This window comes from Lelliottia sp. RWM.1, from assembly GCF_016859735.1.
Classification (GTDB): domain Bacteria; phylum Pseudomonadota; class Gammaproteobacteria; order Enterobacterales; family Enterobacteriaceae; genus Enterobacter.
On the sequence record NZ_WLVC01000034.1, the window covers coordinates 1 to 23,238 of the forward strand.

The window sequence follows — 23,238 nt, forward strand, 5'->3', positions numbered from 1 at the left end:
CCGGATAGATTCAAGCAAGCCAACTTGTCGTCAAAATCGGTGTTGCAAAAACGGGAGTGACCATAGATTCCGTTTTCTGAGACGACCCCATCTACGTCAGGTTTCCGCTTTGGTTCGCTGGTGGCCGTCTCAGCTTGTTTTAGGGTGGAACGTGGATAGGCCAGGTTATATGCTGCGCCTGTGGTCATTTGCTCGATGACCGCAGGTGCATAACCTTCTGCTTCCAGCTTACGATATGCAGCCCGGTAGTCTCTTTGGGTTTTCAGCGGGTATATCTTTCCGCCTTTACCATCGAAAGCGATAAACCAGAAATCGTCCGTGCCAGTTTCCAGATTTCTGCAACGTTTCAGATGCCATCCGCCTTCTCTCGCCCAGATGGTACGGTTATTTCTGGCATTCGTTTTGTCATAACCGTTCTCGTCAAGCCAGCTATCAAAGCTGGTCAGCCCCAGATCCTGAACCTCCAGAGAAGGCACTCGAATGACCTGCAAGGTATGGCGGGGTCTTGGCTCTCTCATCTTGATCTCTTCCTAGCGCTGGTCTGGGAAATACGGATATTGCGGGCCATATTCATAGTCATGCGGGCCTGGCTCAACTTCCCAGAATGGACGGCCGCTAATTGTCTTTGGACCGCGCTCGTTTACGATGTCTTCTACATCCTGAATATTAAATGGCATCGTTGCCAGTAACAGCTGATCTTCGGGTGTCAGCGTCACAGTTGCACCGTCGATACGGCTGTAAAGGTCGGCAAACTGTTTACCTGCACCGTGCAACCGGTGCTCCGCTACACTTCTGATTGCGTGTAAGTCCAGCTCCGCCGCTTCCATGCGATCCACGTATAGTTTCATTTCTTTACGCAAAGCGCTCAGCTCACGGGCTTTAATAAACCCGCAGGCGTACCCACCCAGGGCGATAACTGCAATGATTGCTAAAATTGCCATTTTTTTCTCTCACGTGATTGCGGCCGTTACTCTAGTCTTAATGTGAAGTCTGGGAATTCGCTGGATGTTAAGTACGTTTTCATCCCCAGACTGACAGATGCTAAGGCGCGATCCCAACACTCCATTTGTAAGTATCAGGCCCATCTTCTCCGCTGGTGGCATCTGCTACAATCTGTGCATAACGTTCTCCAGCAAGTTCTCTTACCATCTGATCCACGACCCATTGCAGATGATGCATTTCATCGGTTCCGCCGTAACGACAAGCCAACTCAATAGCCCGCTCTATTCTTTTTTGTTCTTCAGTCATACTGAATCCTCACGCTTACATCAGCTATTCTGAAAACATGCACACTATAAATTGCGGCTGTCATTTCTCAGCCAGGCGCCTGCATTGCTGCCTCATTCCATCAAAAATACTTTCCGCAAGCTGCTGGGGGAACTGGTCCGGAAGAAGCCCGCTAACACGTTCAATGACACCCGGGGTTCTGGCGATGATTTCCTCTATCATCGCCTCTGTCTGCTGTTTACTCAGGCCGGTTATCTCACCATGCCTGATCCAGTGGCGTCGTTGTATTCGATATATCTGGTAATAGTTGCTACTGCCACGTACGGCCATCGCCAGTTTGCACTTCTGCCAGGATATCTGATTGTTCCCATGACCGATCACCGGCCATGCCGACAACACATCATAGAGTGGTGTAAGGTGATAACGTCCCTGTGGCCCAATAGAAATACTGAAATTTTTAGCGTGGCCATCTGTTGCGGCCATCATCCAGAAAACTATCTGCGTCATAAAAAACTGCGCTTTGTCACGCTCAGCACGGTCTGAATTACTCAGAACTTCCATAATTTCCGATATACCTGGCCCGCCGTCCGCCTGATATTTTCGTAATGGCGAAATGCCCAGGGCCTGACACATATCCTCCTGGGGTAAACGAATGATCCATTGTCCGTTTCCTGACCATTTTCGGTCAAAACGTTCTACCACCAGCGCTTTCTGATCTTCAAAGTGAGCAATCTGCGTTCTTGCCACGGGGAGCCCGTACTGTTCGAGAAGTACCGAGCAGAGCCATTCATTTTCAACCGACGAGCGCATGTCGGCTTTCATGTTCCCCACAAGTCCGAGCGGTAGCTTGAATATATGCGTCGTTGGTGTATTACCCTCCGGCATACACCACCGATCTTCATGCCACAGTAGGGCTGTTTTCTCCTGAGCACCGGCAATAGATAAACGTAAGTCGTCGTTATCTTCTGGCCTGCCCGGTAGCAATGTCTCCGTGGTATTACGCAAAGTTGCCGCAATTTCTGATTCAGTAAGCGGGTGATACTTCACGGAATATAAATCTGTGGGTTCATCTCCGTCATGAAGCAGCTGTATCGCGCCCACGCAGTCTTTTCCCAGCTCCGTCAGAAGATCAAAAGGCTCCAGGCTATCGGCCTTGTAACGCATTGCCAGACGTCTGCGTATGCCTTCGCTGTCCGGGAGTAAATTATCAAAATAGTCACGTACCACATTTCCACGCCAGACCTGGTTCCCGGGAGTAAAAGGAAGGGACAATGACAGCGGCCTTCCCTGTTCGTCTGCACTCCAGTCAGGAAGGTATTGTAAGCTGTCTACCCCTTTACTTTTTTCCCAGTATCCGACTTTGATTCCGTTCATCCAGATTGCCAGACGCTGCTGTTTCCGGCTCATATCGTTACCATTTCTCCTGTCGTGCAGGTGAGTTTGATTTAAGCATTTCTTCCGTCTGCTTCCCCTCTGAAGAGGCGGTTGTCGAGGAGAAGCTGATTTTTACGCCCAGGATAGAAAACACCTTGAATAGCCGTTCAATGCTCGCACTGGCAGGGTTGGCTTCCAGACGTGAGTATGTCTGTTGAGTGACCCCTAACCTTTCGGACAGGTCTTTTTGCGTCAGGCCATTCGCCTTGCGAAAACCAATGAGCAAGGGACGCAACTGGTTGAGCGTGTTTAACGGGTAATCATTATTGATCATAAGCTGGCCTCAGTAGTTCCTCTGATACACCTTGTACGCTGTTTTCTAAACATACACCCTAAAAGCTGTAATATCAAATTAACAGCCTAAAAGCTGTTAAATAGAGAGTACAACCTTTAGGCTGTTACTAAGTGGCAGCATAAATCTTTATGAGGTTTGATATGAGAGAACTATCAATAATAAGCCGTTACGCTCGTACAGCATCCGGTAAGAGAGCTGACAGATCAGGATCATCGGTAAACGAGAAGCGGAGTATCTTATGGCCCTGTTGTGAGCTGTATAAATAACTACGAGCTACTCTCTGCCTCGGGGAGGAGGCAGAGAGAGTATTAAAAGCAAAGGCAGACATTTTTAGCAGCTGGTGGGCTATGGGGTTCCGGAGGTGCTCCGGTGAATGTTACTTGACTGGCAAGTTTCCTGCTATGATGGTCAATGCCTCGATGCTGTCTATATTGTTCTGAAGCCGTTCCAGTTCTGCCTTTTCAATACCGGCCCAAAGCTTTAAGTGTCGCTGATAAAGGGACCACTTGAGTGAGTGAAAACCATTCCAGGCCAACCCCATCCAGGAGGCGTAATTCGCATTGAGAATATTGCCGGTGATATACATTTTACCTGCGTTAACAGCACTGGAAGTTCCATAACCCAGGGCAAGCATCATCCGGAAGCGTGGATTTAGCCGCAACGGCATGGTATCCAGTAAGGTCTCCCCAAAAGCTCCTTTTCCCAGCGATACCTGTTTCGCCACATAGAAAACCCGCATCAAAACTTCCATTATGCTCATCGGAATACTTGTCACGATAAACTGACGAAAGTCATACCCGTTGACATACATGTACTCTATTTGTTTGCCGAAGTTAGAACTCCCCACAGGGATCCCCTCAAGCATACGAAGTAGCCCCATAAAAGGAGCCGGTAACCCCATGCCACGGTTTCCTTTTGCTGAGGGGGCATTAACATCCGATGCCAGGTGTCCAAACATTCTGGCGATGAGCCTGAAAATATTGGTTTCGTCTGTAACGCCTTTACTGGAAGGATAAACCACGATCTGTCCATTCTGAACCACCGTACAGGTCCCGTTCAGCATATCCTTTATACCGAAAATAATGCCCAGTACGGGATCGTGTGACAAAGCTCTTAAGCGGTGATTTGTGGGAGACAAAACGCCACCGGCCGCACCCACTAAATCGCTGCTGATCGAACTGTCTGGTGCCCCTATAGGGAACAAATCTGAGAGTTTTGTACTCAGGTCCTCCGGCAAAATGGCATTGAAGGCTTTCTGCACCTGTTTATTGAAAATACCATCCACTTCTGCCGTAAAGCTCACCGTAGGTTTTGGCGGGGCTCTGACGCAAAGTAAATCCAGCATGGATGCTATGAGCCCGCATCCGCAGGCAATAGCATAATCCCAGGCGTCGAGTGCGTAGCGATCATTAAATTCTTTAATATGATTCTGGATCCGGGCATCTACAACAGCCAAGTCATCCGTGGAGAGTATTGTGGCCAGTCCAATATCACCGCATACACGCTGGTTAGCCTCGCTATATATAGTCTTGAGACCAGTAGAATGCATGGCAGTATCTGAAGGGGTCATTTCTCGCAGATGATGTTCTTTAAGCGCCAGATGCTCCGCTTCATCAAGTTCAGTGCCGCTGATTAGCCCGGTCAACTGTGCCTTAAGGCTCTCTATATCACTGTTAATTGTCTCGTGAGCGTTCGCGATATCCTGACCACGGAGCTGAATATAACGGATGGCCCTGAACTCATCATCATAAGGAGACTGACTCATGTGTTTACCTCACCGCGACCAGGCTACCTTTTGGAGCTTTCTTAGTAAGCATGTCGATTGTTGCCTTGATGCCAGCAATTTCTGCCTTAAAATATTCCGCATTCGACATCAACCTTTCCTGAACTTCGTAGAGCTTTTGGATGGCCTGACTAAGGGCGGCTGTCAGTTTCGCATTTTTTTTGTGTTTCACTATCGCGTACCCGCCAATCCCTAACACAGCTACAGGTGCGGCCAATACCGCAATGCCTGCAACCATACCGCCACCGACGATAGACCCTGCTGTAGCGAGCCCGGAGGTTATGCCTGCTGCTGACACTCCCGTTGTACCAAGCGTATAGAGAGCACCGAAGGAAGCCGCTGCGCCTACGCCTGACCCCGCCAAAGCTGCTGCGCCCTCAGTAATACCCGGGAACTTATTTTCAAGCGCCTGAAGAGCACTTGTAACTTCATCCATTGCCTTCTTGCGAATTTTTTCGAGCTCTTCAGTTTCGGTAGCGTCCATTACAGGCCTCGTATTCATAACTTGCTGTGTGATAGGTGAAAAAGAGCACCATAAAAGTGATGAAGAAATCATGACTTACTATTGTGGCACTTTCGAGTTCATGTTTGTCAGTTTCAATGCTGTTGCTGTTAGTAAGGGCAGACGCCATATCGGGCAGACCCAAAATAACTATCGTGCCAGCGTCATTTTGGAACTGACTTTGCTAAAAATCAGTAGCGGACTGAACAGACATGTGTGGATTTGAATCTGGGCAGGTTCCAGACATTATTCCAACCAGACTTCCAATGACAAAATGCTCGTCATTCTCGGAGACGACATAGGGTCCACCAGAGCAACCATCGGTGTTGAAATGTGCTATTACAAAGCGAGTTGTGAGATGTTGGGGAGAATGATTTGAGCAATTTAAAGGCCAAATGCCTGAAACTTCACCAGGGAATGTCGAAATTGTTGTCTCATTCATTGGATATCCGACACCCAATGTACCCATGCCAGCTGCGGGAGCCAGGACCTTAAAGTAACTACTTACAGGCTGTTGTATTCCAGCTGGTAATACGATTTCTGCACTGTCAACAAACGGAATGCCGTCTTTAAAGTCTGCCCTGTCATTAGCCTCATTGAGAATGAAATCGACTAGAACAGGCTCTTCGTTCACCAGTCCTTGATGGTTAAGAAATTTGACGTAAAGTTTAAGTGTATTGCTGACGGGATAAATTTTTCCAAGAGCATTGGTAACAACATGGGCTGCGGTGAGAATCTTTTGCTGCTGACCATTATCGAAACCAAACGCAGTTGCTTCGAGATGGCTACTAAAATGAGGATCATTGCTTACATAGATTTTACAAACGTAGTTTTCAAACATTATTTCCTCCTTTTGCCGGTACCTAATCAGTTACACGGCTGCATGTTATAAACAACTAAACTCGCTTCCTGATATTTGAGTTTGTATGTTTTGCCAGGCACCAGCTCACCTCTGAAACACGGTTAGTCTCCTCCATGACATGGTTATGGCACTGTTATCGACGAAAGGCTGGAATTCCTTTAATGGCATTATCCATTTCAAGTCGTATGTCCTGAACGGGAGCGTATATTTTTATGATTCCAGATCTTAACCCTGAAACATTCCCCGTATCAAAACTGACCCGTTACAGATAAGTCACCACCGGTGCTGTCGATTAATTTAGTGAATTGCATGTCCTCATCCCATAAAGGGTAGGGCCTACCCCCGGCATCGAGCAAACCTGACCACCCTGCCCTTATTAAGACCCCACATGCGGCAATGGTGCCCTGTCCACGCCGCCCGCGAACTTTGAGGAAATGGGGAGAAAATAAAAAGAAAACAAAAAGTTATCGGCTGAAGTACCGGCGCAGATCGGGAATCAGGCGAAGCCTGACAGCACGTTAGGGCCTGGCAGGGGGCTTGAGGGATGAGGACATGCAATTGTGATAACCTTCCCGCCACGGGGTCGGTTAAATTCGTATCCTGCCGGTGCAATTCCAACGGCCGCGTTACCAGTTCGCCGGGTAGCATGGCCAGCAAAGCCAGGCATCGAGCACCCGGGTTTCACTGACGGCCGCTGCATAGACGCCGGTATCCGGGAAGAAATAAACCGGGGTGGCGTTGTTCAGCTGGTCGCCTTCATCGGCCAGAGCGCCGATCACCTCATGAGGCTTAAGCAGCATATCCGTTAAATATTCATCCGGGTGGATGGCATTCAGCGATATGGCCATCTCCAGAAATTCATCCAGGGTATGGCGGGTACGATACCCCCGGAAAACCTCGTATGAAGGCGTGACGCATTCACCATCCAGGGAACAGGCATCGTAACCGGCCAGCTGCTCTTCGGTGAGTCCGGAGGCATGCTTTGCCACAAGATTCGTAAATTGCTCTTTATCGTCCATCACAATCCTTACGCTGTAGGGGCCTGTTTGTGTTATCACTGCTTCCGGTTTTTACTTCGCACAACCCGGCAGGTATCCGGTCGCCCGGGCGTCCTTTGCGGTCTTGTTCGCCCTTCGCCTGAATTACGTCAAATCCCTTTCACTACCCGGCCGCAGGGTGACACCTCCCCTTTTCTCCGGAAGCGAAAGAGGAAGAACAGTTTAACAGCCCGGATCCTCAATAATTTTCGCGTAACGGACTAAATAACCGGTTTATGCAGCTTCTGATAACCACAGACCGCGATAGAATAAAACGTCTGGTGAGGAACCGGAGTGTTATGTAAGCGGGGGGTTTAACTGGGTATCTGTGTAGTCCTATTTAGCCAGATATCCCGAATAAAAACCTCAACGATTAGGTAAACGAAATGGATGGATTCTGGTCGATGTTCTGTTTGTTTGTCGTGGTAGTTTCACTGCATAAAGCCCTTTCTGTAGCAGCAGCACGAGCAGACGCAGCAAAATTAAATATGCTTCTCAGAATGAGAAAGTTTAAAAAGTAGCTTTCAAGACATCTGAGAATTCTTTTAAATCCTCAGAGGAAGTTATATGTTTAGGCTATTTGCAAACTAAGGTTGGAATTCCATCATTCTAGCCTTAGATCTTTGATCAAGTGAAGTTGCTCACTTGGTTGGATTTTACCGTTTCCTGACGGCTTTTCAGAAGCGAGGGCTGGTTGGAATGCCTTCCAGCTAGAAGTCTTGCAGATGCTCTCCGGGCATTAACTCATTGTCGAATCTGCACCAGTATCACTAGGTTGTTGAGCGGGCGATTAGCTTTTTCACTGAGCCGCTGTACACTCGACTGCTTCAAGAAGCACTACTTACCATTTGCCTGCCGTAAGGTCTGTTCTTAGCTGGATTTTTTTGGGAGGATACGCAGTCATGACAACTCAATCCAGCTCAATACAATACGCTTACGCGCTAGACGGCGAGGGCACCCTCACGCACATTGGCGCTGCCCTGCGCTCACATACTTACACCTGCCCAGGTTGTAAGAGCCCCCTGACCCCGGTAATGGGCGAGTTCAACGCTAAGCACTTTCGCCATTCGGAAGAATGCTGTGCCCTTGAAACCTATCTTCACAAGTGCGGCAAAGAAGCATTCTTCTATCGCTACCAACAAGCTCTCAGCCGTGAAATGCCTATTAGCCTTGAGCTGGAGCGCCGGGTTGCCTGTAATGGTTCTCGTTTAGCCTTGGTTAGAGACGAAGCACGTCAGTGCGTAAAATCCGTGCCTGCACGCTACAACTTGACTCAATTTTTCGATCAGGCAGAGCTGGAAAAACACGATAAGGTCACAGGGCTGCGACCAGACGTGATGTTGTATGATACGACTGGCGAAAGGCGTTGCTACGTAGAGATTTGTGTCACACACCCCTGCTCTCAAGACAAGATCGAAGCCGGTATCCCGATTCTTGAGTTTAAGGTCCAATCTGCCTCTGATATTCAGATGTTGCTTACCGGGGCCTACTCGATCAAGGAGAAGATCCTGAGAGTATTCAACTGGCTTCCCCCGTTTCAATCTGTGGACACCTGTAGCGGCGTCTGCTCAGTAGGTAACGTGGATATGTCTGTCTGGAGTTTAAGTGGTTCCGGCCGACTCAACGAACAAACGATGCCGCTCGCTGAAGTGGATTTAACAATCAATTCTGACGTGAACACATGGCCTAGATCGTTAGGGGCCGCTGAGCTGGCTGATAACTTACGAGCTTTTATCCGTCACGCCGATCCTCATTCACTATTTCCCAACTGCATTATGTGCGAGCAAGCAGGCCGATGGGAGGATGGCTATCTGCAATGTCACAGTAAGGCAAAGATCGTTCCCTACACCGAGGCCCGTCAGTGCGCCAATTACAAGGTTAAGGCATGACCAAAAGACTGACTTGGGAGCAGAAAAGTATTGTCAGCCATGACACCGGACATGCGTTGGTAAAAGCCGTACCTGGTAGCGGGAAAACAACCACACTTGTAAAGCGCGTTGAGCGGCTGGTCAAGACGGGAACTGATCCTCGCTCCATTCTGATCCTGATGTACAACAAGTCGGCGCAGGTGAGCTTCACGGAGAACTTGAAGACGGCACTGATGTCGAGCGTGATTCCAGAAATCCGCACGTTCCACAGCTTGGCCTTAAAGATTGTTGGTTACGGAGAACGCCAACAGATAATCAAGAAGAAAGACCTCATTACTCCAAGCGACTACCGCTATGAGCAACTGGTAAAGCAAGCCTACCGCTATGGCTTTGACCATGAGGCGAATTATATTGACCCCAATGAAATTGAAAACTTCGAGCTGTTTATTGCTCGCTGCCGGGCGGCGGCCGTAACTCCTGTTGATGCTGCCAATGATCCAACGTTCAGCAACATCAAACGGGAGTTTATTCACGCCTATGGCCGCTATTGTGAGCTGCTGGAGGAAAACAGTCTGCGAACCTTTGATGACTGTTTGATTGAGGCTGTCGCACTGTTGCGTAATGACAGCAGCCTTGGTGCCCACTTCAAGCACATCATTGTTGATGAATATCAGGACGTTAACCTGATACAGCATGACATGACCCGCTTGCTATCTAAGTCGGATACGTCGGTTATGGCTGTTGGTGATGTTAACCAGTGTATTTATGAGTGGCGTGGTGCTCGACCAGACTTTATCGGCGGACTGTTTGAAAGGCACTACCCGAATACGAAGGTGTTTCAACTGTCATGCACGTTCAGATTTGGCCATGAGCTTTCCTTGATGGCTAACTCGGTAATTCGGCGCAACTCTACAAAGCTGACCAAGCTTTGTGTCAGTCATCCTAGCACCCCCAAAACAGAGGTCAGATTGCACTTTGATAACTGCCTATCCAAGGTGCTATCAAACCTCTCGGTGAGCAGTGGAACACAAGCCATATTGTCCCGCACTAAGGCGAACCTTGCTGAGGCGGAAATTGCTTTACGCCTGTGTGGGCTACCTTATCGCTACCTCAATGGTTCAAGCGCATTACACACCCGCACCGAAATCGGGATACTGGTAGTTGGCGTCTTGCTGTCTGTGTACGGCGATCTGCGGCTACTGGAAAACCATCCCAACAAACAAGCGATTGTTTACGGCTTTCTGAAGGAGGCTGGTTTTAGATGGCAGAAAGGGCAATTCAAAGCGGCGCTCAGTGGATTGATGGCTCCGCACGCCGACCTATGGTCTGCTCTAGGTCAGTTATTCGAGGGCGCACAATACCAAAAAGATCGGCTGGGCAGGCTCGCCACTATCTGCCAGAAAGACGGAGAGGAAACGCCTGCTATCGATGTGTTACGACGCCTGAGTATGGAGGGTTTCATTGATAGTGTTGGCTCTGAGGGTGTAACTCGCACTGGATCGAACGACCAGCAACGAGGGGTCGTGAGGATCGGGGAGCTACTTGACTCCAGTAAGATCGATTCCCGCACGTTTTTAAACCTTATCTTGAATCCAGGCGAGGCTGCTACTGACTGCGATCCCTTCATCCTTTCCACACTGCATGGTTCCAAGGGGCTGGAGTGGGATAACGTAATACTGATCGGGCTGAATGAGCAGGAATTTCCTGGCGGCAAACCCGATGATGTTTACAGCGTTCGCACATCGATGAACACCCCTCCGGCCGAAGAGGAAATCGAGGAGGAACGTCGGCTGTTTTATGTCGGTATCACTCGCACAAAACAGCAGCTAAATCTGGTGGTCCCTCTTGATGAAGGGCTTGCGCGGTGGCTCAAAAACCGCTGGGATAGCACCCCGAAGAAGTCACCGATAGCTACTCGCTTCGTCTATGAGGCTGGCTGGACTGCTTGTGCGGTTACCAGTGATGCGATCTATAACAGCACGGTAGAGAAACAGAAGGCTGACTTCAGCAAGTTTCACCAATGGTATCTAAGAGATCTTCAGCGGCTAAAAGTCTAGGGCTACCGATACTTTTCGATTTCAGACAGGTGCTCGTTATCCAGATCAATTGTGGCTTTTCTTTCAGAAGCGAGCTTCTTCGCTCGCTTTGCATACTGAAGCCCCTTGGCTGGCTGCTCTCCGCGTAGGATCTGTTCAGCCTGCTTGCTCGTGCTGTGCCCCAGAAAGCGTTCGTACTGCTCGTCAGATACCTCAGTGCCGATCAGTCGTTCGATCCAGCCGCTTTTCGGCGGGTAACTTACGCCCAGCGCAAGCAACTGCCTTTTCTGTACCCACTATTTCCGGCGCGGCCGGCTTCAATCAAGGCTTTGGTTAGAACTACAGCCATTTGGGGACTCTCATACACAAACCTGAACCATGCGGGTCTGATTGGCGGTCAAGATAGCAGCGCATCGAAATCAACACTGAACTCTGCTTCTAAGAACTCAATCGTGGCTGGTTGGCTATCGAGCGATGCTTCCCGTGTAGACTCCAGTGCGCACTCCAATCGACGCAGCAGAGTAAACGGCAAAATGATCTTGCCGAAGTCGGTATGCTTGAAATCCCCCCCCACAGGTCTTCCGCGTTCTTCCAAATGAAATCAGCTTGCGAAGCAGCCGAACCTACGAACTCTGCCATCTTGGCCTCCAACCAACTTTTGCACGAAACGGCACATCTTCCAAAAGAGGGTTGTCAACCAAGTTTTGCACAAAACGGACTTTGATCCATTTCTAACTAAAATCTACAATCCAACCTCAGATTGCAAATAGCCTATGTTTATTACAGATGGTATGGTTCGTGTTTTTGTTTATTCGATGGCAACTGTACTCTTTCTGCCGCTTGGCTTGTTGAAAAGCACGTGGTGGTTTTCACCATTGTTTGCGATAGCTGCTATTGATTACTTAATGTTTCTGCGTCGACAAGGCTAGTTGCTGAACCTCATACCTCAGAGCAATCTGTATGTTTTTTACACCACTGGTTAAAAGGTCAGGCTACGTTCCTGACGTTTTTTAAAAAACAGTTTTATGTTTGATGCGTTACTGGTCTGTCTGGTAACCCAGTGGTACATTACCATTATTAAGGCTGGCTGGCGGTGGTGCATCATGCTTAAACGACCCTCTCTGAGCGTACTTTCCGACAGTCCTGTGCACCGCACCACTTACCCGGCAGGCCTATGTCTTGGTTATTCTTCGTTGTACCTTTTTCTTCAGCTTTATCCCTGACATGTCTGTCTGAACAGTTCTAAGCAAACCGGAATGTTGTCATGGCCAAAGTACAAGGGCTCTTTGTTGGATACCGAAAATTCGCTGTTGATCGTGACTGGCTTCGTCAGCAGGAAGAACAACGTTATCGGGATCGCCAGCGACAATTTGATGAATGGTCCAGGAAATGGGTCACTGTAACCAGGCTCAAAGAGACTCGTTTATGGACTGACGGAGCCATCAGGCGATGGTTGGGTGAACCTCAGCAGCAGGGTAAATATAAAGTTTTCCCCGTTGAAGCGGTTTTGGCTGCTGAGAAGTTGAATGAGTTTCGGCTCTGGCTTAAACCCCGACTGGAAAAGAAACGTGCCCAGCACCACCACTTTTTAATTCCATTTCTGTAAAGTAGAAACAACGGCAGTTCCGGCCGCATTCAAGGCTTCGGCATCTGGTCAGAAATAAAGCGCCATTTTTCAGTATAAGGGAGGTTAGATAGTGGAAGGTATTGAGACACTGAGTTTGCAGCTTGATGAGAATGAAACTATGGCCCTTGCTCAATTAGTTAAACGTCTGAGCTGGAGCGATCTTCGTGGCTGTGCTGTGAGTGACGAAGAAGCCTGGGTAATGAAAAGCGCAATTGAAAAATTACAACAGGCGTTAAGGGAAGAAGGTTATGCGCCTCGATGAGGCTGGCTTCGTTCTTTATTCCGATAACAAATTTGCTTAAGGACTAACTATGAGCCAGCACTGGTATGAGGTGAAAAGCAATCAGGGAATTGTTCAGGTGATTGTTGGGAGAAGATATTAATGTAATGCGTTTCTGCATTACATCAAGCAGATTAGCTTTTTCTGGTCAAAATAGACGATGTGATTTTTCTTTAGCCGAAGTCCATCCGCTCCCCACGCAACCGGTAAAGGTTCGCAGGTTTAATAAAGATAGGTTTCGTATCTCCCTAAGGGTGGGATAGGTAAACTCATAATGGCATCTGTGTTTACTATGTAAGTATTCGGGTAAAATTCATCTAATACAGTAAAGTTTAGTTTCTTACAAAAGCTTAATAAATATGGGTTTTTCACGTCTTCTATTACAACATCGCACCAGGGATTCGATTCACAGCAAAGCTTCAGAAAAGACTTAAACCATCCCTTGTTTTGTATTTCTTCCGGAAGCCGTACCACATGTATGGTCAGACAATCTCCATGATAACGATTAGTACTTTGTCTAAGCCCTACAACAATCCCCTTTTCTTGAATCTGTACACCTGCCTGATGCTCTTTCATGTCGGGCGTATAGTGCCTTGCTCTGTTTAACCAGGCCACCAGCTGCTGAGCCGTACTTGGTGATTCTTCAGCTATCCATTTCAGGTACTTGATGCGGTCCATATGCGCCTCCCTGTACGATTTCCAATGAACAAAGGCTCTACAGTATTAAGCTGCTGTAGAGCTCATTCAACCAAGCTCAAACTGTGCGTATTAAAGGATGCCTAACCTTTTTGTTTCATCGATCCACGGTCTGAATTCTTCCAGTAGATTATCATATAACTTTTCATCGCTAATCGAACCGAAATCATCCATGGCAAAGAAGTGGGTGTTATCAACCCGGCGGTCAGTAAAGTCATCCAGATTTTTGAGGATACCGTAGCTTGAACCACCCAGGCCGACAAACTTCCAGAAGATGGGGTAGTTGGCAGAACGCCGGATTGCATCTTTAATCGCCCGGGTCTTGCTGATCCCGCCATCGGTAATAAATACAACATACACCGGGATTTTCGAGTCCTTAAAGTAGTCGACTATTTCTTCCATCACAGGAGGCTCGTTGTTTGTCCCTCCGAGGCCCGGCAGGTTCTCCCAGGCTGAACGCTTTCCAGCCCCGCGAATGGACTGAATATATGTGTCCAGGTTGTCCAGTGTGACGTTTGGATACTTCTTATGCTTCTCTCCAAATCCCCAGACATCCATTTCACCGTCGTCGTCGAACTGGGCGGCAAGAACGGCGATGCGGTCCAGCACAGACTGAACGTTACCCTTACTGAACTGGCCACTCATTGAGCCGGATGCGTCAAGTACAAATGCAACCGCTGCCTCAAGGGTGTCCAGTTTATTTTTAGTAAGACTGACCGAGGCTTTTTTAGCGAGGCTTACAAGGCGCGGAGATCTGGTTTCCAGTTTCTTTTCCAGACTGATACGAGCAGGCTTTGCTGGCTGCGGAGCTGGCTGTGCGACATCAACGCCATAGCTAATGGCCAGAGGCTCAAGACCACCGTTGAAACCCTGCCCGAGCGCACGAAGCTTCCAGGCGCCATTGTGCCGATATACTTCACCCAGGATAATTGCTTTCTCACTGCGGCCCTGAGTCTCAGCCTGGAACTCAGCGATTCCTTGAGCCTGCATGCTCAACGAACTGAGCCCACTGATGGTATCTTCACCATCAATGACAACTGTGATTGCAATTTTACTGATGTTCGCAGGAACACGATCCAGTGCTATCTCAATGCTGGACTGCTGAGAACCGGTAACGAGCTTTACTGCCCCTTCAGGAGAAGACAGATTATTGTAAAAGATAAAGTCAGAATCGCCGCTGACCTTTCCCTGAGCATTAAGCAGGAACAGGCAGGTATCGGGTTCGCCTTTAAAGCCGGATTTGGTAGGGTACTGAAGATTCAGCCTGATCGCAGATTGCTGAAGTGGTATGTTTTGTCCGGATTGTAGATTCACATTAACTCTCCTGATTTTTGATTATTTTAAAGCGCAGCGTTTATATAGGTTCCCCTGGCTTAGTTCAGGACGCTGGATTTCTGGTGAGGCGTATATATGGTGTGACACCATATTTCATCACGTTGAAGTTTCTATACCTGTTGAATTGGAATTTCCATTGGTCGGGTATTTTATCTTCCAGAACCCGTGCCTTCATAAGTCGCAAACGTAACATATATCAGAGGGGCATGCTGTTGATATAAGGCACGGAATACAGGCTTTAACCAGCAACCAGAGAAAAATCCGTTTCCTGCCTTTAAAAGGCTCACGTCAGAATTAACATCTCTCTGCTTTCTGAGATTCCCGAACCCTTTCTGCCCCCCCCCTCCTGATAGCGGATCGCAACCAAAAAAAACCCCGGCATTGCCGGGGTATGATTCAGCGTTATTTTAGATGTTAACGCCGTGCTGGGAGGCAAGAGCCGCCAGGCCACCGGCAAAGCCCTGACCGACAGCTTTAAACTTCCACTCAGCGCCATGACGATACAGTTCACCGAAGACCATAGCGGTTTCGGTTGAGGCATCTTCAGACAGATCGAAACGGGCAATTTCCGTGCCGTTGTCGTTGTTGTAAACGCGCATGAAGCTGTTGCTCACCATGCCGAAGTTTTGTTTACGCGCTTCTGCATCATAGATGGTAACGGCAAACACCAGTTTTTTGATATCTGCTGAGACTTTGGTCAGATCGATTTTGACCTGCTCATCGTCGCCGTCGCCTTCACCGGTACGGTTGTCGCCCTGGTGCTCTACCGCGCCATCAGGGCTGGTTTTGTTATTGAAGAAAATGAAATGCGCATCTGACAACACTTTACCGTCTTCGCCTACTGCGAACACGGAAGCGTCCAGGTCAAAACCCTGACCATCGGTTACACGGGCATCCCAGCCTAGGCCAACCATAGCAACATTCATGGTTGGTGCTTCTTTGGTCAGAGATACATTGCCGCCTTTTACGAGAGAAACTGCCATTTTTAGCTCCTGCAAACAGTTGAATGAGGGCTGCATTAACAGCCCCGGGTAGAAAAGTTACTTTTTGATCAGGACGCGTTAATGCCGTACTGAGCACATACAGATGCCAGACCACCAGCATAACCCTGACCTACTGCGCGGAATTTCCACTCACCATTGTGGCGATACAGCTCGCCGAACAGCATGGCAGTCTCAGTGGACGCATCTTCGGTCAGATCGTAGCGAGCAACTTCAGTCTGGTTATCGTCATTAACCAGACGAATAAACGCACCGGATACCTGACCAAAGCTCTGGCGACGAGCCTGAGCATCGTGGATGGTCACAACGAAGATGATCTTGTCAACTTCAGACGGGACGGCGTCCAGTTTAATTTTCAGCGATTCATCATCACCATCGCCCTCACCGGTGCGGTTATCGCCGGTGTGCGTTACGGAACCGTCGGATGACGTCAGGTTGTTATAGAAGATGAAATCTGAATCGCCGCGCACTTTGCCGTTTGAGGCCAGCAGGAATGCTGAAGCATCCAGGTCAAAGTCCTGACCGTCTGTTGAACGCGCATCCCAGCCAAGGCCCACCAGGACGTTTTTCATTGACGGAGCTGCTTTACTTAGGGAGACGTTCCCGCCTTTGGAAAGAGAAACACTCATAAAATAACCTCTTCGATTAGTAATTGTTCAGGTTAACACTTAAGGGGATTAACTCCCCTTTTCCTCAGATTCAGGTTTGCCCGGGAACATGACGCTTGCGAGAATGCCCAGCGCCAGTACACCCAGTACAACATACAGGCTGGTTGTTGCCGCGATGCTGTAACCATGATGCCAGATGTGATCGGTCGCATTCAGGCCGAGTTTTGCCGCGATGAAGAACAGCAGCACGATAACGGCCTTCTCCAGATGAACCAGGTACTGTTTCAGTGCCTCAAGGACAAAGTACAGAGTACGCAGGCCCAGGATAGCAAACATCATGGCACTATAGACGATAAGCGGTTCACGACTGACGGCAATGATTGCCGGTACCGAGTCAAACGCGAACATTACGTCCGAGAGTTCAACCACAGCCACACACAGGAACAGCGGGGTCGCATACAGCGCCGCTTTTTTACCACGGCCAATGGTGACATCGCTGTTTTCTGGTTTCGCCAGTTCAGCATCCACTTCCTTCTGGTTAAGCAGGAAGGCATGCCCTCTGAGCTTCGGCCAGATAGGGAAGAAGCGTTTAACCATGCGGTAAGCCAGATGCTGGGAGTAATCCTCAATTTCATCATCGTCATCACCGCTTTTAAGCATCATGACCGCTGTCCAGGCAACGATAATAGCGAAGACAACTTCAACATACGGCCCCAGACTCAGCAGGCTCGTACCGATGGCGACAAAGATGCCCCTGAAGACAATGGCACCAATGATCCCCCAGTAGAGAACACGGTGGCGATAACGATCCGGAACGGCGAACCAGGAGAAGATGGCCATCATGACGAACAGGTTATCGACCGACAGCACTTTCTCCAGCGCATAACCCGTGACAAACAGACTGGCAACCTCAGCACCGTGGTGGATATAGAGGAAACCGGCAAATGCCATCGCAACCACAACCCAGAATACGGACCAGAGCGCCGCACTCTTCAGCGAAATAGGCTTGTCATCACGGTGCATAAACAGGTCAATAAAGATGGCACCGACTGAAAGCGCAATAAAAACAATGACCGTTTCAGTCGGGAAGCCGATGTGTGTGGAAACCATATTTTACCCTTAGGGATGTGGATCAGAGGCCAAATTCAGCCGGGTCGAAGCCCAACGCGATAGCGATCTCGCGGGAGGCCAGTTTCTCGTCCTGATCGAAGTTACCGTCACTTTTCGCAACGGCAATACCAACACGTAAGGCCAGCTGAGCGGCCTCAGGCTGATCTTTCAGCGCCAGGATGTATTTCATGGTTTCGCCCTTGCCGATTTCAACATCGAAATCGAAGCTTGAAACCAGTTTATTGAAGAACTCAATCACCTCATTGGTATCGAAGACCTTCAGCTCTTCTGAAGAGCGCAGAAAGCCCATCATTTTCTGCTTTTCTTCCGAACTTACGCCGTCACTCGATACGGCAATACGGGCACATACAGCAACGGTGCCCTGCATGAATTTTTTGTTTTTGAAACGGCCAACCTGGCGGGTCAGTTCGTCACGGCCTGAGTTAATGGCACCTTTAACTTTGTCGAAAAAGCTCATACCTGTTTCCTTTGTTGCTGTGTTATTTAGAACCGGCGCTCCAGCGAAATCCCCAGCCAAATGCCCGGTCCATTTCGTCCTGGCCTTTGAAGTACTGGTTAATTCGCTCGACTTTAATTGCGCCGTTTTCGTTTACGAGTCTGGCAATGGCGCACAATGTGCGACGGTTTTCACCTTCGGTCAGGCGGGTCTCAATGGGCGGTTGATCCGGCACATGAATGGTGACCACACCATCAGTCTTGTCCCAGCTGGGAACACCTTCATAAATAAAGGCGTAAATCAGCACTTCGCGGATATGCTTCCATTCACGTCCATTGATATGCAGCCACTCGCCGTCTGATACATCACCCGTCCGGTCATCGCCCTTGAGCTGAACATACGGTTCATCGCGATAATCACCGAATGCATTACCGAGCGCCTGAATGACCGATTTATACCCGTCCTGAAGCTCAACAAAGGCCCCCAGATCCAGGTCGATTCCTTTGGAGCCGAACATGCCTGCAAAGCCTGATTTGCCGCTGCCCCGGTGCCAGTTCAGGTTGATCCGGATTTCACCGAAGTTATCCCGTTTGGTCAGGCTGATTGCAGGCTTCTCTTTTGTCAGCGATACCTTGCTCAGGCTGATTTTTGTCTCAACTGGCGGAGGGGTTACAACCGGAGGAGTCGGGGCTGCGGGAGCCGGTTCGTCGGCAATATTTACGCCGAAATGCTCTGCCAGCGGTTTAAGTCCACCGTTGAACCCCTGCGCAACGAAGCGGAATTTCCAGTCATTATTACGACGGTAAAATTCACCCAGAATTAAGGCTGCTTCCTGACGGCCGCTCAGTTCGACACTGCCGCTAACCAGGCCGGTAGCCCCTTGCTCCACGTCGATGGAAAGATTACGAAGACCGGACACCGTCTGCCCACCGTCACAGGTCACGGTGAACGCAATTTTCTGGACATCAGGTTTCAGCCGGTTGAGCGCGACAGTAAAGGTTGAGTACTGGCCTTCACTGACCAGGCTGACGGTACCATCATCGTTACGTGGCTGACCATAAAACACCATGTCCGCATCACCCTGCACCTTCCCGTCGGCATACAGGCGAAACGCCGAAGCATCCACCTGGCCGCCCGAGGTGATCCGGACCCGCAACTCCTGGGCTGGAACGGGGGCATTGCCCCCCGGCGTCAGGTTCATTAGCGAATAACCGCTGAAACGATATCGGAGTGCATATCGTCAATTGTGCGGCCGCGACAGGCATGGCCAAGGGCGGTAAAGTCCCAGTTGCCGTTATTACGGCGCAGCGAAGAAATAACGATCCCGGTATGTGAGCCCTGCTCAGTCAGCTTGTAGCGAGCCAGCTCTTTGCCGGTTTGATCGACAACGCGGCAGAACGCGTTTTCGACGTCATTGAACGACTGACCACGGAAGCTGTTTACCGTAAACGCCAGGTATTCAACGTTTGCAGGCAGTCGGGAGAGGTTGACATTAATCACCTCATCGTCACCGTCACCTTCACCGGTCAGGTTATCGCCACTGTGCACAACAGCGCCGCAGGTGGATTCCAGTTTGCGGAACCAGATGGTGTCAATTGTTTTACCGGTGCTGTCCATTAATACGCAGCCAGCATCGAGATCGATTGAGTCGTTGCCTCCAAACAATCCTCCAAGAAGACCTTTTTTCTTAACCGGATCCCAACCGAGACCGAAATGAAGCTGGCTTAATGCAGATGATTCTTTGCTGAGTGATACCGTCTGGTTCTTAACTAATGAAACCATGTTTTATTCCTTAAAATGGTAATGACCGAGACAATCAAAGGTATATTTAGTAACTGACGAAGAAAATCATATCATGATGAAGTTCTCTGACAAGGGAAATTTTGGTAGTTTTCTGTAAAAACACAAAAAGAAATCCTTTTCAGGGTGTTAATTTTCTAAGTTTAATTTAAATATCAATGTGTTATCAGGAATCCAAAAAACCTGACGCACTCCATAACCACAGGAGTTATTAATCATATTATGATTGACATGTAGCTTAGACACTCATAGACTCACTTCTCAATCATAAATTTGCATGGCGTTCCGGATAATTAAAAAAAATGAACAAGAAAATTTGGTTTATGGAAGGTTTATCCTCCCAGCGAGATATTATTCAGGGGGTAAAATCATTTGCAAAAAAAAATAATTTTGCCATTACCGTTTTTGCCTCCCACCGTAACGAAAGAAATGAAATCCTTTCCGTTGCCGACTATTCTTTGACTGAACCTGAAGATCCTCAAAAACGTCTTCAGTTTATCCAGGAAACCATTCAGTCCTACGGCATCCACCATATTCATACTGGCCGTAACAGCCAGTGGTTTGAAGAACACCGTTCAGCCATTGAATCGACCGGTGCCACCCTTACTACCGGTGCAACGGGCGTCGACTGGTTAACTCTGGCTGACGAAAAAGTTACTTTTGCTCAGTTTATGGAGCAAAAGGGTCTCCCGGTCGTACCATCCTGGCGGGTGAATACGCTGGCAGAATTAAAAACACACCTCGCGGCCCCGCCGTTCACTGACAGCCCGGTATGCGTGAAGCCGGTGACGGGTATCTATGGCATGGGATTCTGGCGCTTTGATGACAGTGCTTCGCCTATGGCCGTCTTTAATCATCCCGAACATCGTCTGGTCAGTCCGCAACAGTATATTGCAGCAGCATCAGCTGCTGAGTCGTTTAAACCCCTTGTTTTGATGCCGTACCTGCCAGGCCCGGAATTTTCCGTCGATATCCTCGCGGATAAGGGCGAAATACTCGCAGCCGTGGGACGCCGTAAGGAAGGGGTTATCCAGTATCTGGTAAACGAAGGAAGCGCCTGGGAACTGGCGTGTGACTGCGCCAGGGTTATGAAGGCCGACGGGCTGGTGAATGTTCAGACGCGAAACGATGTGAATGGCAACCCGGTGCTGCTTGAAACCAACATGCGTCCGTCAGGGGGGGTGGGTTATACCCTTCACAGCGGGGTGAACCTTCCTGGGTTATTTGCTGCCTTTAAGCTCGGTCTGATGTCTGAAGATATGGTGCGCCAGAGCGCTAAAAACACCTTTTCTCCGGTTGCGGTGAGATCCATTACGGATGTAATTGCATACCCGGAATCACTCTCTAACCTTCTGAATTAAGGCGTATTTATGTCTGATATCCTCGAAGATATGATTTATCGCCGTACCCTCTCATGCGGTACGATTCAGGTAACCCGCGACCAGGGTGAAGTTTCGCTCGATGACCTGTTTGACATCGCTGAAAGACGTAACCCGAAACGCGCCTTTCTGTTTGTCAGCAAAGTACTCGGCAGGCACATTCCCGTGCCACCCTCAGTCATGCGGCAGGCCTACAGACAGCTTGCCAGCCAGTTCCCCTCGACACTGACAGGACCCGTACTGTTTATCGGTATGGCTGAAACCGCCGTTGGGCTTGGGGCCGGTGTATTTGATGAAGTGCGCCACCAGCATCCTGAATCTGTCTATCTGACCTCTACCCGTCACCCGGTTGATGGCACGTTGCTTTGCGAGTTCAAGGAAGAACACAGCCACGCCACCGATCATCTGATCTATCTGCCAGATGATGAAGAGAAAAGACGTCGTGTTACCAACGCACGAACGCTGGTTTTGATTGATGACGAGGCAACCACCGGTAATACCTTTATTAACCTGCTTTCAGCCCTGCGTAATACCGGCAAGCTTCAACATATTGAACAGGTTATAGCCGTTACGCTTACCGACTGGAGTGGCAAAGCCTTGTCCGAGCGCAGCACCTTACCAGTCACTTCGGTTTCTCTTGTAAGCGGTAAGTGGGGATGGACCCCATTACCTGATGCACCTGTCCCGGACATGCCGAAAGTCAACGTAACTTCACGAGGAGAATGGGACATCCAGGGAAAACAGTCCTGGGGCCGACTGGGGATGCTCGCACCTGCGGCCGATCTCGGCCATGAGGTCTCCGTCCACAAGGGGGAACGTATTCTGGTTCTCGGGACCGGGGAATTCGTCTGGGAGCCGTTCCTGCTTGCTGAACGGCTCGAAGCTGCCGGAGCACAGGCATTTTATGGATCGACCACCCGCTCCCCTATCGCCGTTGGTTATGCCATTGAGTCCGCCATTTCCTTTACGGATAACTACGGGCTGGGCATCCCCAATTTTGTCTATAACGTCGCCCACCAGCAGTTTGACCGCATTCTTGTGTGTACTGAGACACCCGCAGAAAGTATTGACACGCAGCTTCTTAAAGCGCTGGCTGAGGTTGCGGCCGTCGTGGAGATTGTTACCTATGAATAAACCCGTTGTTCTGAGCGACCTTGACGACACGCTCTTTCAGACCCGTCGTAAAATGGTGGACGAGCTGGCCCTGGAGCCATTCCGTACCGGTGCCGTTGATCGCACCCTGAATCCACGAAGCTTTATGACGGAAGAACAGTCCATGTTGGTGGACTGGCTCCTGGAGCAGGCTGAACTCATACCCGTTACCGCACGGGGAACTGAAGAAATCAGCCGCGTACGGATCCCTTTCCACTCCTGGGCAATCACCACTCACGGGGCCGTCATTCTCACGCCAGAAGGCAAACCCGACGAGGAGTGGAAGGCCCATATGCTCGGCCAGCTGGCTCCCTATCAGGAAAAGCTGACATCGATGCAGCGTCTGATCACTGAAATGATGGACGCAAAAGGGATCAATGCCTGGGCAAGGCTGAACTTCGAATACGGTGAAACGGCGGTTTATATGGTGATGAAGCACCGCGACAGCACCCGCCTTGACGAGCTCAATGCCATTGCAGATGAGATAGAAACGGTGTTTCCGACCGAGGGCTTCTACATCCACCGCAACAGTAATAACGTGGCCTGGCTTCCCACCGCGGTTGAGAAAGGGCTGGCAGTCAGATGGCTTCTTGAAAAACTTCGGGCTGAACGCGGAGTCTTCCCCGTAATTGGTCTGGGCGACAGCCTGAGCGATCATCGTTTTATGAAACTGTGCAGCTGGTTTGGCATCCCGCGTCAGAGTCAGTTTGCAGATGCCATTTCACAGCGAATTTTTGGAGAAAATTAAA

The 23,238-nt window shown here is 49.4% G+C and carries 25 protein-coding genes and 1 pseudogene; 7 read left to right on the plus strand and 19 right to left on the minus strand.

Annotation, left to right across the window (positions count from 1 at the left end):
* The 9 genes from GF617_RS19615 to GF617_RS19655 form a co-directional block, all read right to left on the minus strand.
* A partial coding sequence (locus GF617_RS19615; protein WP_072203509.1) for a hypothetical protein occupies positions 1 to 518 on the minus strand: 518 nt, incomplete at its 3' end.
* Between the two features lie 12 nt (positions 519 to 530).
* Positions 531 to 941 carry a hypothetical protein gene (locus GF617_RS19620; RefSeq protein ID WP_000985909.1) on the minus strand — a complete coding sequence of 137 codons (411 nt, stop codon included), beginning with the start codon at positions 939 to 941 and terminating at the stop codon, positions 531 to 533.
* A 100-nt stretch (positions 942 to 1,041) separates the two neighbouring features.
* Positions 1,042 to 1,248 (minus strand): hypothetical protein, encoded by a 207-nt coding sequence (locus tag GF617_RS19625; protein ID WP_000134171.1) that lies wholly within the window; start codon positions 1,246 to 1,248, stop codon positions 1,042 to 1,044.
* 60 nt (positions 1,249 to 1,308) lie between these two features.
* Positions 1,309 to 2,634 (minus strand): type II toxin-antitoxin system HipA family toxin, encoded by a 1,326-nt coding sequence (locus GF617_RS19630; RefSeq protein ID WP_000088044.1) that lies wholly within the window; start codon positions 2,632 to 2,634, stop codon positions 1,309 to 1,311.
* A gap of 4 nt (positions 2,635 to 2,638) precedes the next feature.
* Positions 2,639 to 2,932 carry a helix-turn-helix transcriptional regulator gene (locus GF617_RS19635; protein WP_012477377.1) on the minus strand — a complete coding sequence of 98 codons (294 nt, stop codon included), beginning with the start codon at positions 2,930 to 2,932 and terminating at the stop codon, positions 2,639 to 2,641.
* 400 nt (positions 2,933 to 3,332) lie between these two features.
* Complete coding sequence (locus tag GF617_RS19640; protein WP_012695445.1) at positions 3,333 to 4,721, minus strand: hypothetical protein; 1,389 nt, start codon at positions 4,719 to 4,721, stop codon at positions 3,333 to 3,335.
* A 4-nt stretch (positions 4,722 to 4,725) separates the two neighbouring features.
* The gene (locus tag GF617_RS19645) at positions 4,726 to 5,223 is read right to left on the minus strand and encodes a membrane protein (RefSeq protein ID WP_000340139.1); all 498 of its coding nucleotides are present in this window, start codon (positions 5,221 to 5,223) and stop codon (positions 4,726 to 4,728) included.
* A gap of 202 nt (positions 5,224 to 5,425) precedes the next feature.
* Positions 5,426 to 6,082, minus strand: coding sequence for a trypsin-like serine protease (locus GF617_RS19650; RefSeq protein ID WP_000462754.1), 657 nt, complete (start codon positions 6,080 to 6,082; stop codon positions 5,426 to 5,428).
* 647 nt (positions 6,083 to 6,729) lie between these two features.
* Positions 6,730 to 7,122, minus strand: coding sequence for a hypothetical protein (locus GF617_RS19655; protein ID WP_000341066.1), 393 nt, complete (start codon positions 7,120 to 7,122; stop codon positions 6,730 to 6,732).
* A 920-nt stretch (positions 7,123 to 8,042) separates the two neighbouring features.
* On the opposite strand from GF617_RS19655, the gene GF617_RS19660 reads away from it, so the two are divergent.
* Positions 8,043 to 9,029: a hypothetical protein gene (locus tag GF617_RS19660; protein WP_000211823.1), complete on the plus strand. Its 987-nt coding sequence runs from the start codon at positions 8,043 to 8,045 to the stop codon at positions 9,027 to 9,029.
* Positions 9,026 to 11,065, plus strand: coding sequence for an ATP-dependent helicase (locus GF617_RS19665; protein ID WP_000166877.1), 2,040 nt, complete (start codon positions 9,026 to 9,028; stop codon positions 11,063 to 11,065). The genes GF617_RS19660 and GF617_RS19665 overlap by 4 nt, the downstream gene beginning before the upstream one ends.
* A 2-nt stretch (positions 11,066 to 11,067) precedes the next feature.
* Here the strand turns inward: GF617_RS19665 and GF617_RS19670 are convergent, their stop codons facing one another.
* Both GF617_RS19670 and GF617_RS19675 read right to left on the minus strand, forming a co-directional pair.
* Positions 11,068 to 11,322 (minus strand): hypothetical protein, encoded by a 255-nt coding sequence (locus GF617_RS19670; protein ID WP_000880375.1) that lies wholly within the window; start codon positions 11,320 to 11,322, stop codon positions 11,068 to 11,070.
* Between the two features lie 140 nt (positions 11,323 to 11,462).
* Positions 11,463 to 11,683: pseudogene (locus GF617_RS19675) on the minus strand (type I restriction-modification system subunit M N-terminal domain-containing protein); the annotation flags it as partial.
* Positions 11,684 to 12,308: 625 nt separating this feature from the next.
* Here GF617_RS19675 and GF617_RS19680 point away from each other — a divergent pair.
* Together GF617_RS19680 and GF617_RS19685 are read left to right on the plus strand one after the other, a co-directional pair.
* The gene (locus tag GF617_RS19680; protein WP_001151572.1) at positions 12,309 to 12,650 is read left to right on the plus strand and encodes a hypothetical protein; all 342 of its coding nucleotides are present in this window, start codon (positions 12,309 to 12,311) and stop codon (positions 12,648 to 12,650) included.
* Between the two features lie 91 nt (positions 12,651 to 12,741).
* Positions 12,742 to 12,933, plus strand: a complete 192-nt coding sequence (locus GF617_RS19685) for a hypothetical protein (protein ID WP_000398479.1) — start codon at positions 12,742 to 12,744, stop codon at positions 12,931 to 12,933.
* A 240-nt stretch (positions 12,934 to 13,173) separates the two neighbouring features.
* On the opposite strand, the gene GF617_RS19690 is transcribed toward GF617_RS19685, so the two are convergent.
* The 8 genes from GF617_RS19690 to GF617_RS19725 all read right to left on the minus strand — a co-directional run bounded on the left by GF617_RS19690 (position 13,174) and on the right by GF617_RS19725 (position 19,940).
* Positions 13,174 to 13,629, minus strand: a complete 456-nt coding sequence (locus tag GF617_RS19690; protein WP_000374058.1) for a hypothetical protein — start codon at positions 13,627 to 13,629, stop codon at positions 13,174 to 13,176.
* A 90-nt stretch (positions 13,630 to 13,719) separates the two neighbouring features.
* Positions 13,720 to 14,961, minus strand: a complete 1,242-nt coding sequence (locus GF617_RS19695) for a VWA domain-containing protein (protein WP_001053340.1) — start codon at positions 14,959 to 14,961, stop codon at positions 13,720 to 13,722.
* A 428-nt stretch (positions 14,962 to 15,389) separates the two neighbouring features.
* Complete coding sequence (locus GF617_RS19700) at positions 15,390 to 15,965, minus strand: TerD family protein (RefSeq protein WP_000301247.1); 576 nt, start codon at positions 15,963 to 15,965, stop codon at positions 15,390 to 15,392.
* A gap of 68 nt (positions 15,966 to 16,033) precedes the next feature.
* The gene (gene terD, locus GF617_RS19705; protein WP_000116680.1) at positions 16,034 to 16,612 is read right to left on the minus strand and encodes a tellurium resistance membrane protein TerD; all 579 of its coding nucleotides are present in this window, start codon (positions 16,610 to 16,612) and stop codon (positions 16,034 to 16,036) included.
* Between the two features lie 48 nt (positions 16,613 to 16,660).
* Positions 16,661 to 17,701, minus strand: coding sequence for a tellurium resistance membrane protein TerC (gene terC / locus GF617_RS19710; RefSeq protein WP_000255079.1), 1,041 nt, complete (start codon positions 17,699 to 17,701; stop codon positions 16,661 to 16,663).
* A 22-nt stretch (positions 17,702 to 17,723) separates the two neighbouring features.
* The gene (locus tag GF617_RS19715; RefSeq protein ID WP_000007449.1) at positions 17,724 to 18,179 is read right to left on the minus strand and encodes a tellurite resistance TerB family protein; all 456 of its coding nucleotides are present in this window, start codon (positions 18,177 to 18,179) and stop codon (positions 17,724 to 17,726) included.
* Positions 18,180 to 18,201: 22 nt separating this feature from the next.
* Positions 18,202 to 19,359, minus strand: a complete 1,158-nt coding sequence (locus tag GF617_RS19720) for a TerD family protein (protein ID WP_001054786.1) — start codon at positions 19,357 to 19,359, stop codon at positions 18,202 to 18,204.
* A complete protein-coding gene (locus GF617_RS19725) occupies positions 19,359 to 19,940 on the minus strand; it encodes a tellurium resistance-associated protein TerZ (protein ID WP_000254137.1) in 582 nt (193 codons plus the stop codon). Before GF617_RS19725 ends, GF617_RS19720 begins: the two co-directional genes overlap by 1 nt.
* Before the next feature lie 320 nt (positions 19,941 to 20,260).
* Between GF617_RS19725 and GF617_RS19730 the strand changes: the two genes are divergently transcribed.
* From GF617_RS19730 to GF617_RS19740, 3 genes are read left to right on the plus strand one after another with little or no spacing between them, the layout of a single operon-like run.
* Entirely contained in the window at positions 20,261 to 21,319 is a 1,059-nt protein-coding gene (locus GF617_RS19730) for an ATP-grasp domain-containing protein (RefSeq protein ID WP_012695441.1), read from the plus strand.
* Positions 21,320 to 21,328: 9 nt separating this feature from the next.
* Positions 21,329 to 22,471: a phosphoribosyltransferase domain-containing protein gene (locus GF617_RS19735; RefSeq protein WP_001280115.1), complete on the plus strand. Its 1,143-nt coding sequence runs from the start codon at positions 21,329 to 21,331 to the stop codon at positions 22,469 to 22,471.
* Positions 22,464 to 23,237 carry a hypothetical protein gene (locus GF617_RS19740; RefSeq protein ID WP_001040058.1) on the plus strand — a complete coding sequence of 258 codons (774 nt, stop codon included), beginning with the start codon at positions 22,464 to 22,466 and terminating at the stop codon, positions 23,235 to 23,237. The genes GF617_RS19735 and GF617_RS19740 overlap by 8 nt, the downstream gene beginning before the upstream one ends.
* Position 23,238 lies beyond the last annotated feature (1 nt).

Bases quoted from the DNA above. Each gene is read 5' to 3' on its own strand.
- GF617_RS19645 (WP_000340139.1), bottom strand. From the start codon at position 5,223: ATGGACGCTACCGAAACTGAAGAGCTCGAAAAAATTCGCAAGAAGGCA.
- GF617_RS19680 (WP_001151572.1), top strand. From the start codon at position 12,309: ATGGCCAAAGTACAAGGGCTCTTTGTTGGATACCGAAAATTCGCTGTT.
- GF617_RS19665 (WP_000166877.1), top strand. From the start codon at position 9,026: ATGACCAAAAGACTGACTTGGGAGCAGAAAAGTATTGTCAGCCATGAC.
- GF617_RS19625 (WP_000134171.1), bottom strand. From the start codon at position 1,248: ATGACTGAAGAACAAAAAAGAATAGAGCGGGCTATTGAGTTGGCTTGT.
- terD (WP_000116680.1), bottom strand. From the start codon at position 16,612: ATGAGTGTTTCTCTTTCCAAAGGCGGGAACGTCTCCCTAAGTAAAGCA.
- GF617_RS19690 (WP_000374058.1), bottom strand. From the start codon at position 13,629: ATGGACCGCATCAAGTACCTGAAATGGATAGCTGAAGAATCACCAAGT.
- GF617_RS19650 (WP_000462754.1), bottom strand. From the start codon at position 6,082: ATGTTTGAAAACTACGTTTGTAAAATCTATGTAAGCAATGATCCTCAT.
- GF617_RS19735 (WP_001280115.1), top strand. From the start codon at position 21,329: ATGTCTGATATCCTCGAAGATATGATTTATCGCCGTACCCTCTCATGC.
- GF617_RS19700 (WP_000301247.1), bottom strand. From the start codon at position 15,965: ATGGCAGTTTCTCTCGTAAAAGGCGGCAATGTATCTCTGACCAAAGAA.
- GF617_RS19640 (WP_012695445.1), bottom strand. From the start codon at position 4,721: ATGAGTCAGTCTCCTTATGATGATGAGTTCAGGGCCATCCGTTATATT.
- GF617_RS19740 (WP_001040058.1), top strand. From the start codon at position 22,464: ATGAATAAACCCGTTGTTCTGAGCGACCTTGACGACACGCTCTTTCAG.
- GF617_RS19655 (WP_000341066.1), bottom strand. From the start codon at position 7,122: ATGGACGATAAAGAGCAATTTACGAATCTTGTGGCAAAGCATGCCTCC.
- terC (WP_000255079.1), bottom strand. From the start codon at position 17,701: ATGGTTTCCACACACATCGGCTTCCCGACTGAAACGGTCATTGTTTTT.
- GF617_RS19730 (WP_012695441.1), top strand. From the start codon at position 20,261: ATGAACAAGAAAATTTGGTTTATGGAAGGTTTATCCTCCCAGCGAGAT.
- GF617_RS19660 (WP_000211823.1), top strand. From the start codon at position 8,043: ATGACAACTCAATCCAGCTCAATACAATACGCTTACGCGCTAGACGGC.
- GF617_RS19720 (WP_001054786.1), bottom strand. From the start codon at position 19,359: ATGAACCTGACGCCGGGGGGCAATGCCCCCGTTCCAGCCCAGGAGTTG.
- GF617_RS19715 (WP_000007449.1), bottom strand. From the start codon at position 18,179: ATGAGCTTTTTCGACAAAGTTAAAGGTGCCATTAACTCAGGCCGTGAC.
- GF617_RS19725 (WP_000254137.1), bottom strand. From the start codon at position 19,940: ATGGTTTCATTAGTTAAGAACCAGACGGTATCACTCAGCAAAGAATCA.
- GF617_RS19620 (WP_000985909.1), bottom strand. From the start codon at position 941: ATGGCAATTTTAGCAATCATTGCAGTTATCGCCCTGGGTGGGTACGCC.
- GF617_RS19630 (WP_000088044.1), bottom strand. From the start codon at position 2,634: ATGAGCCGGAAACAGCAGCGTCTGGCAATCTGGATGAACGGAATCAAA.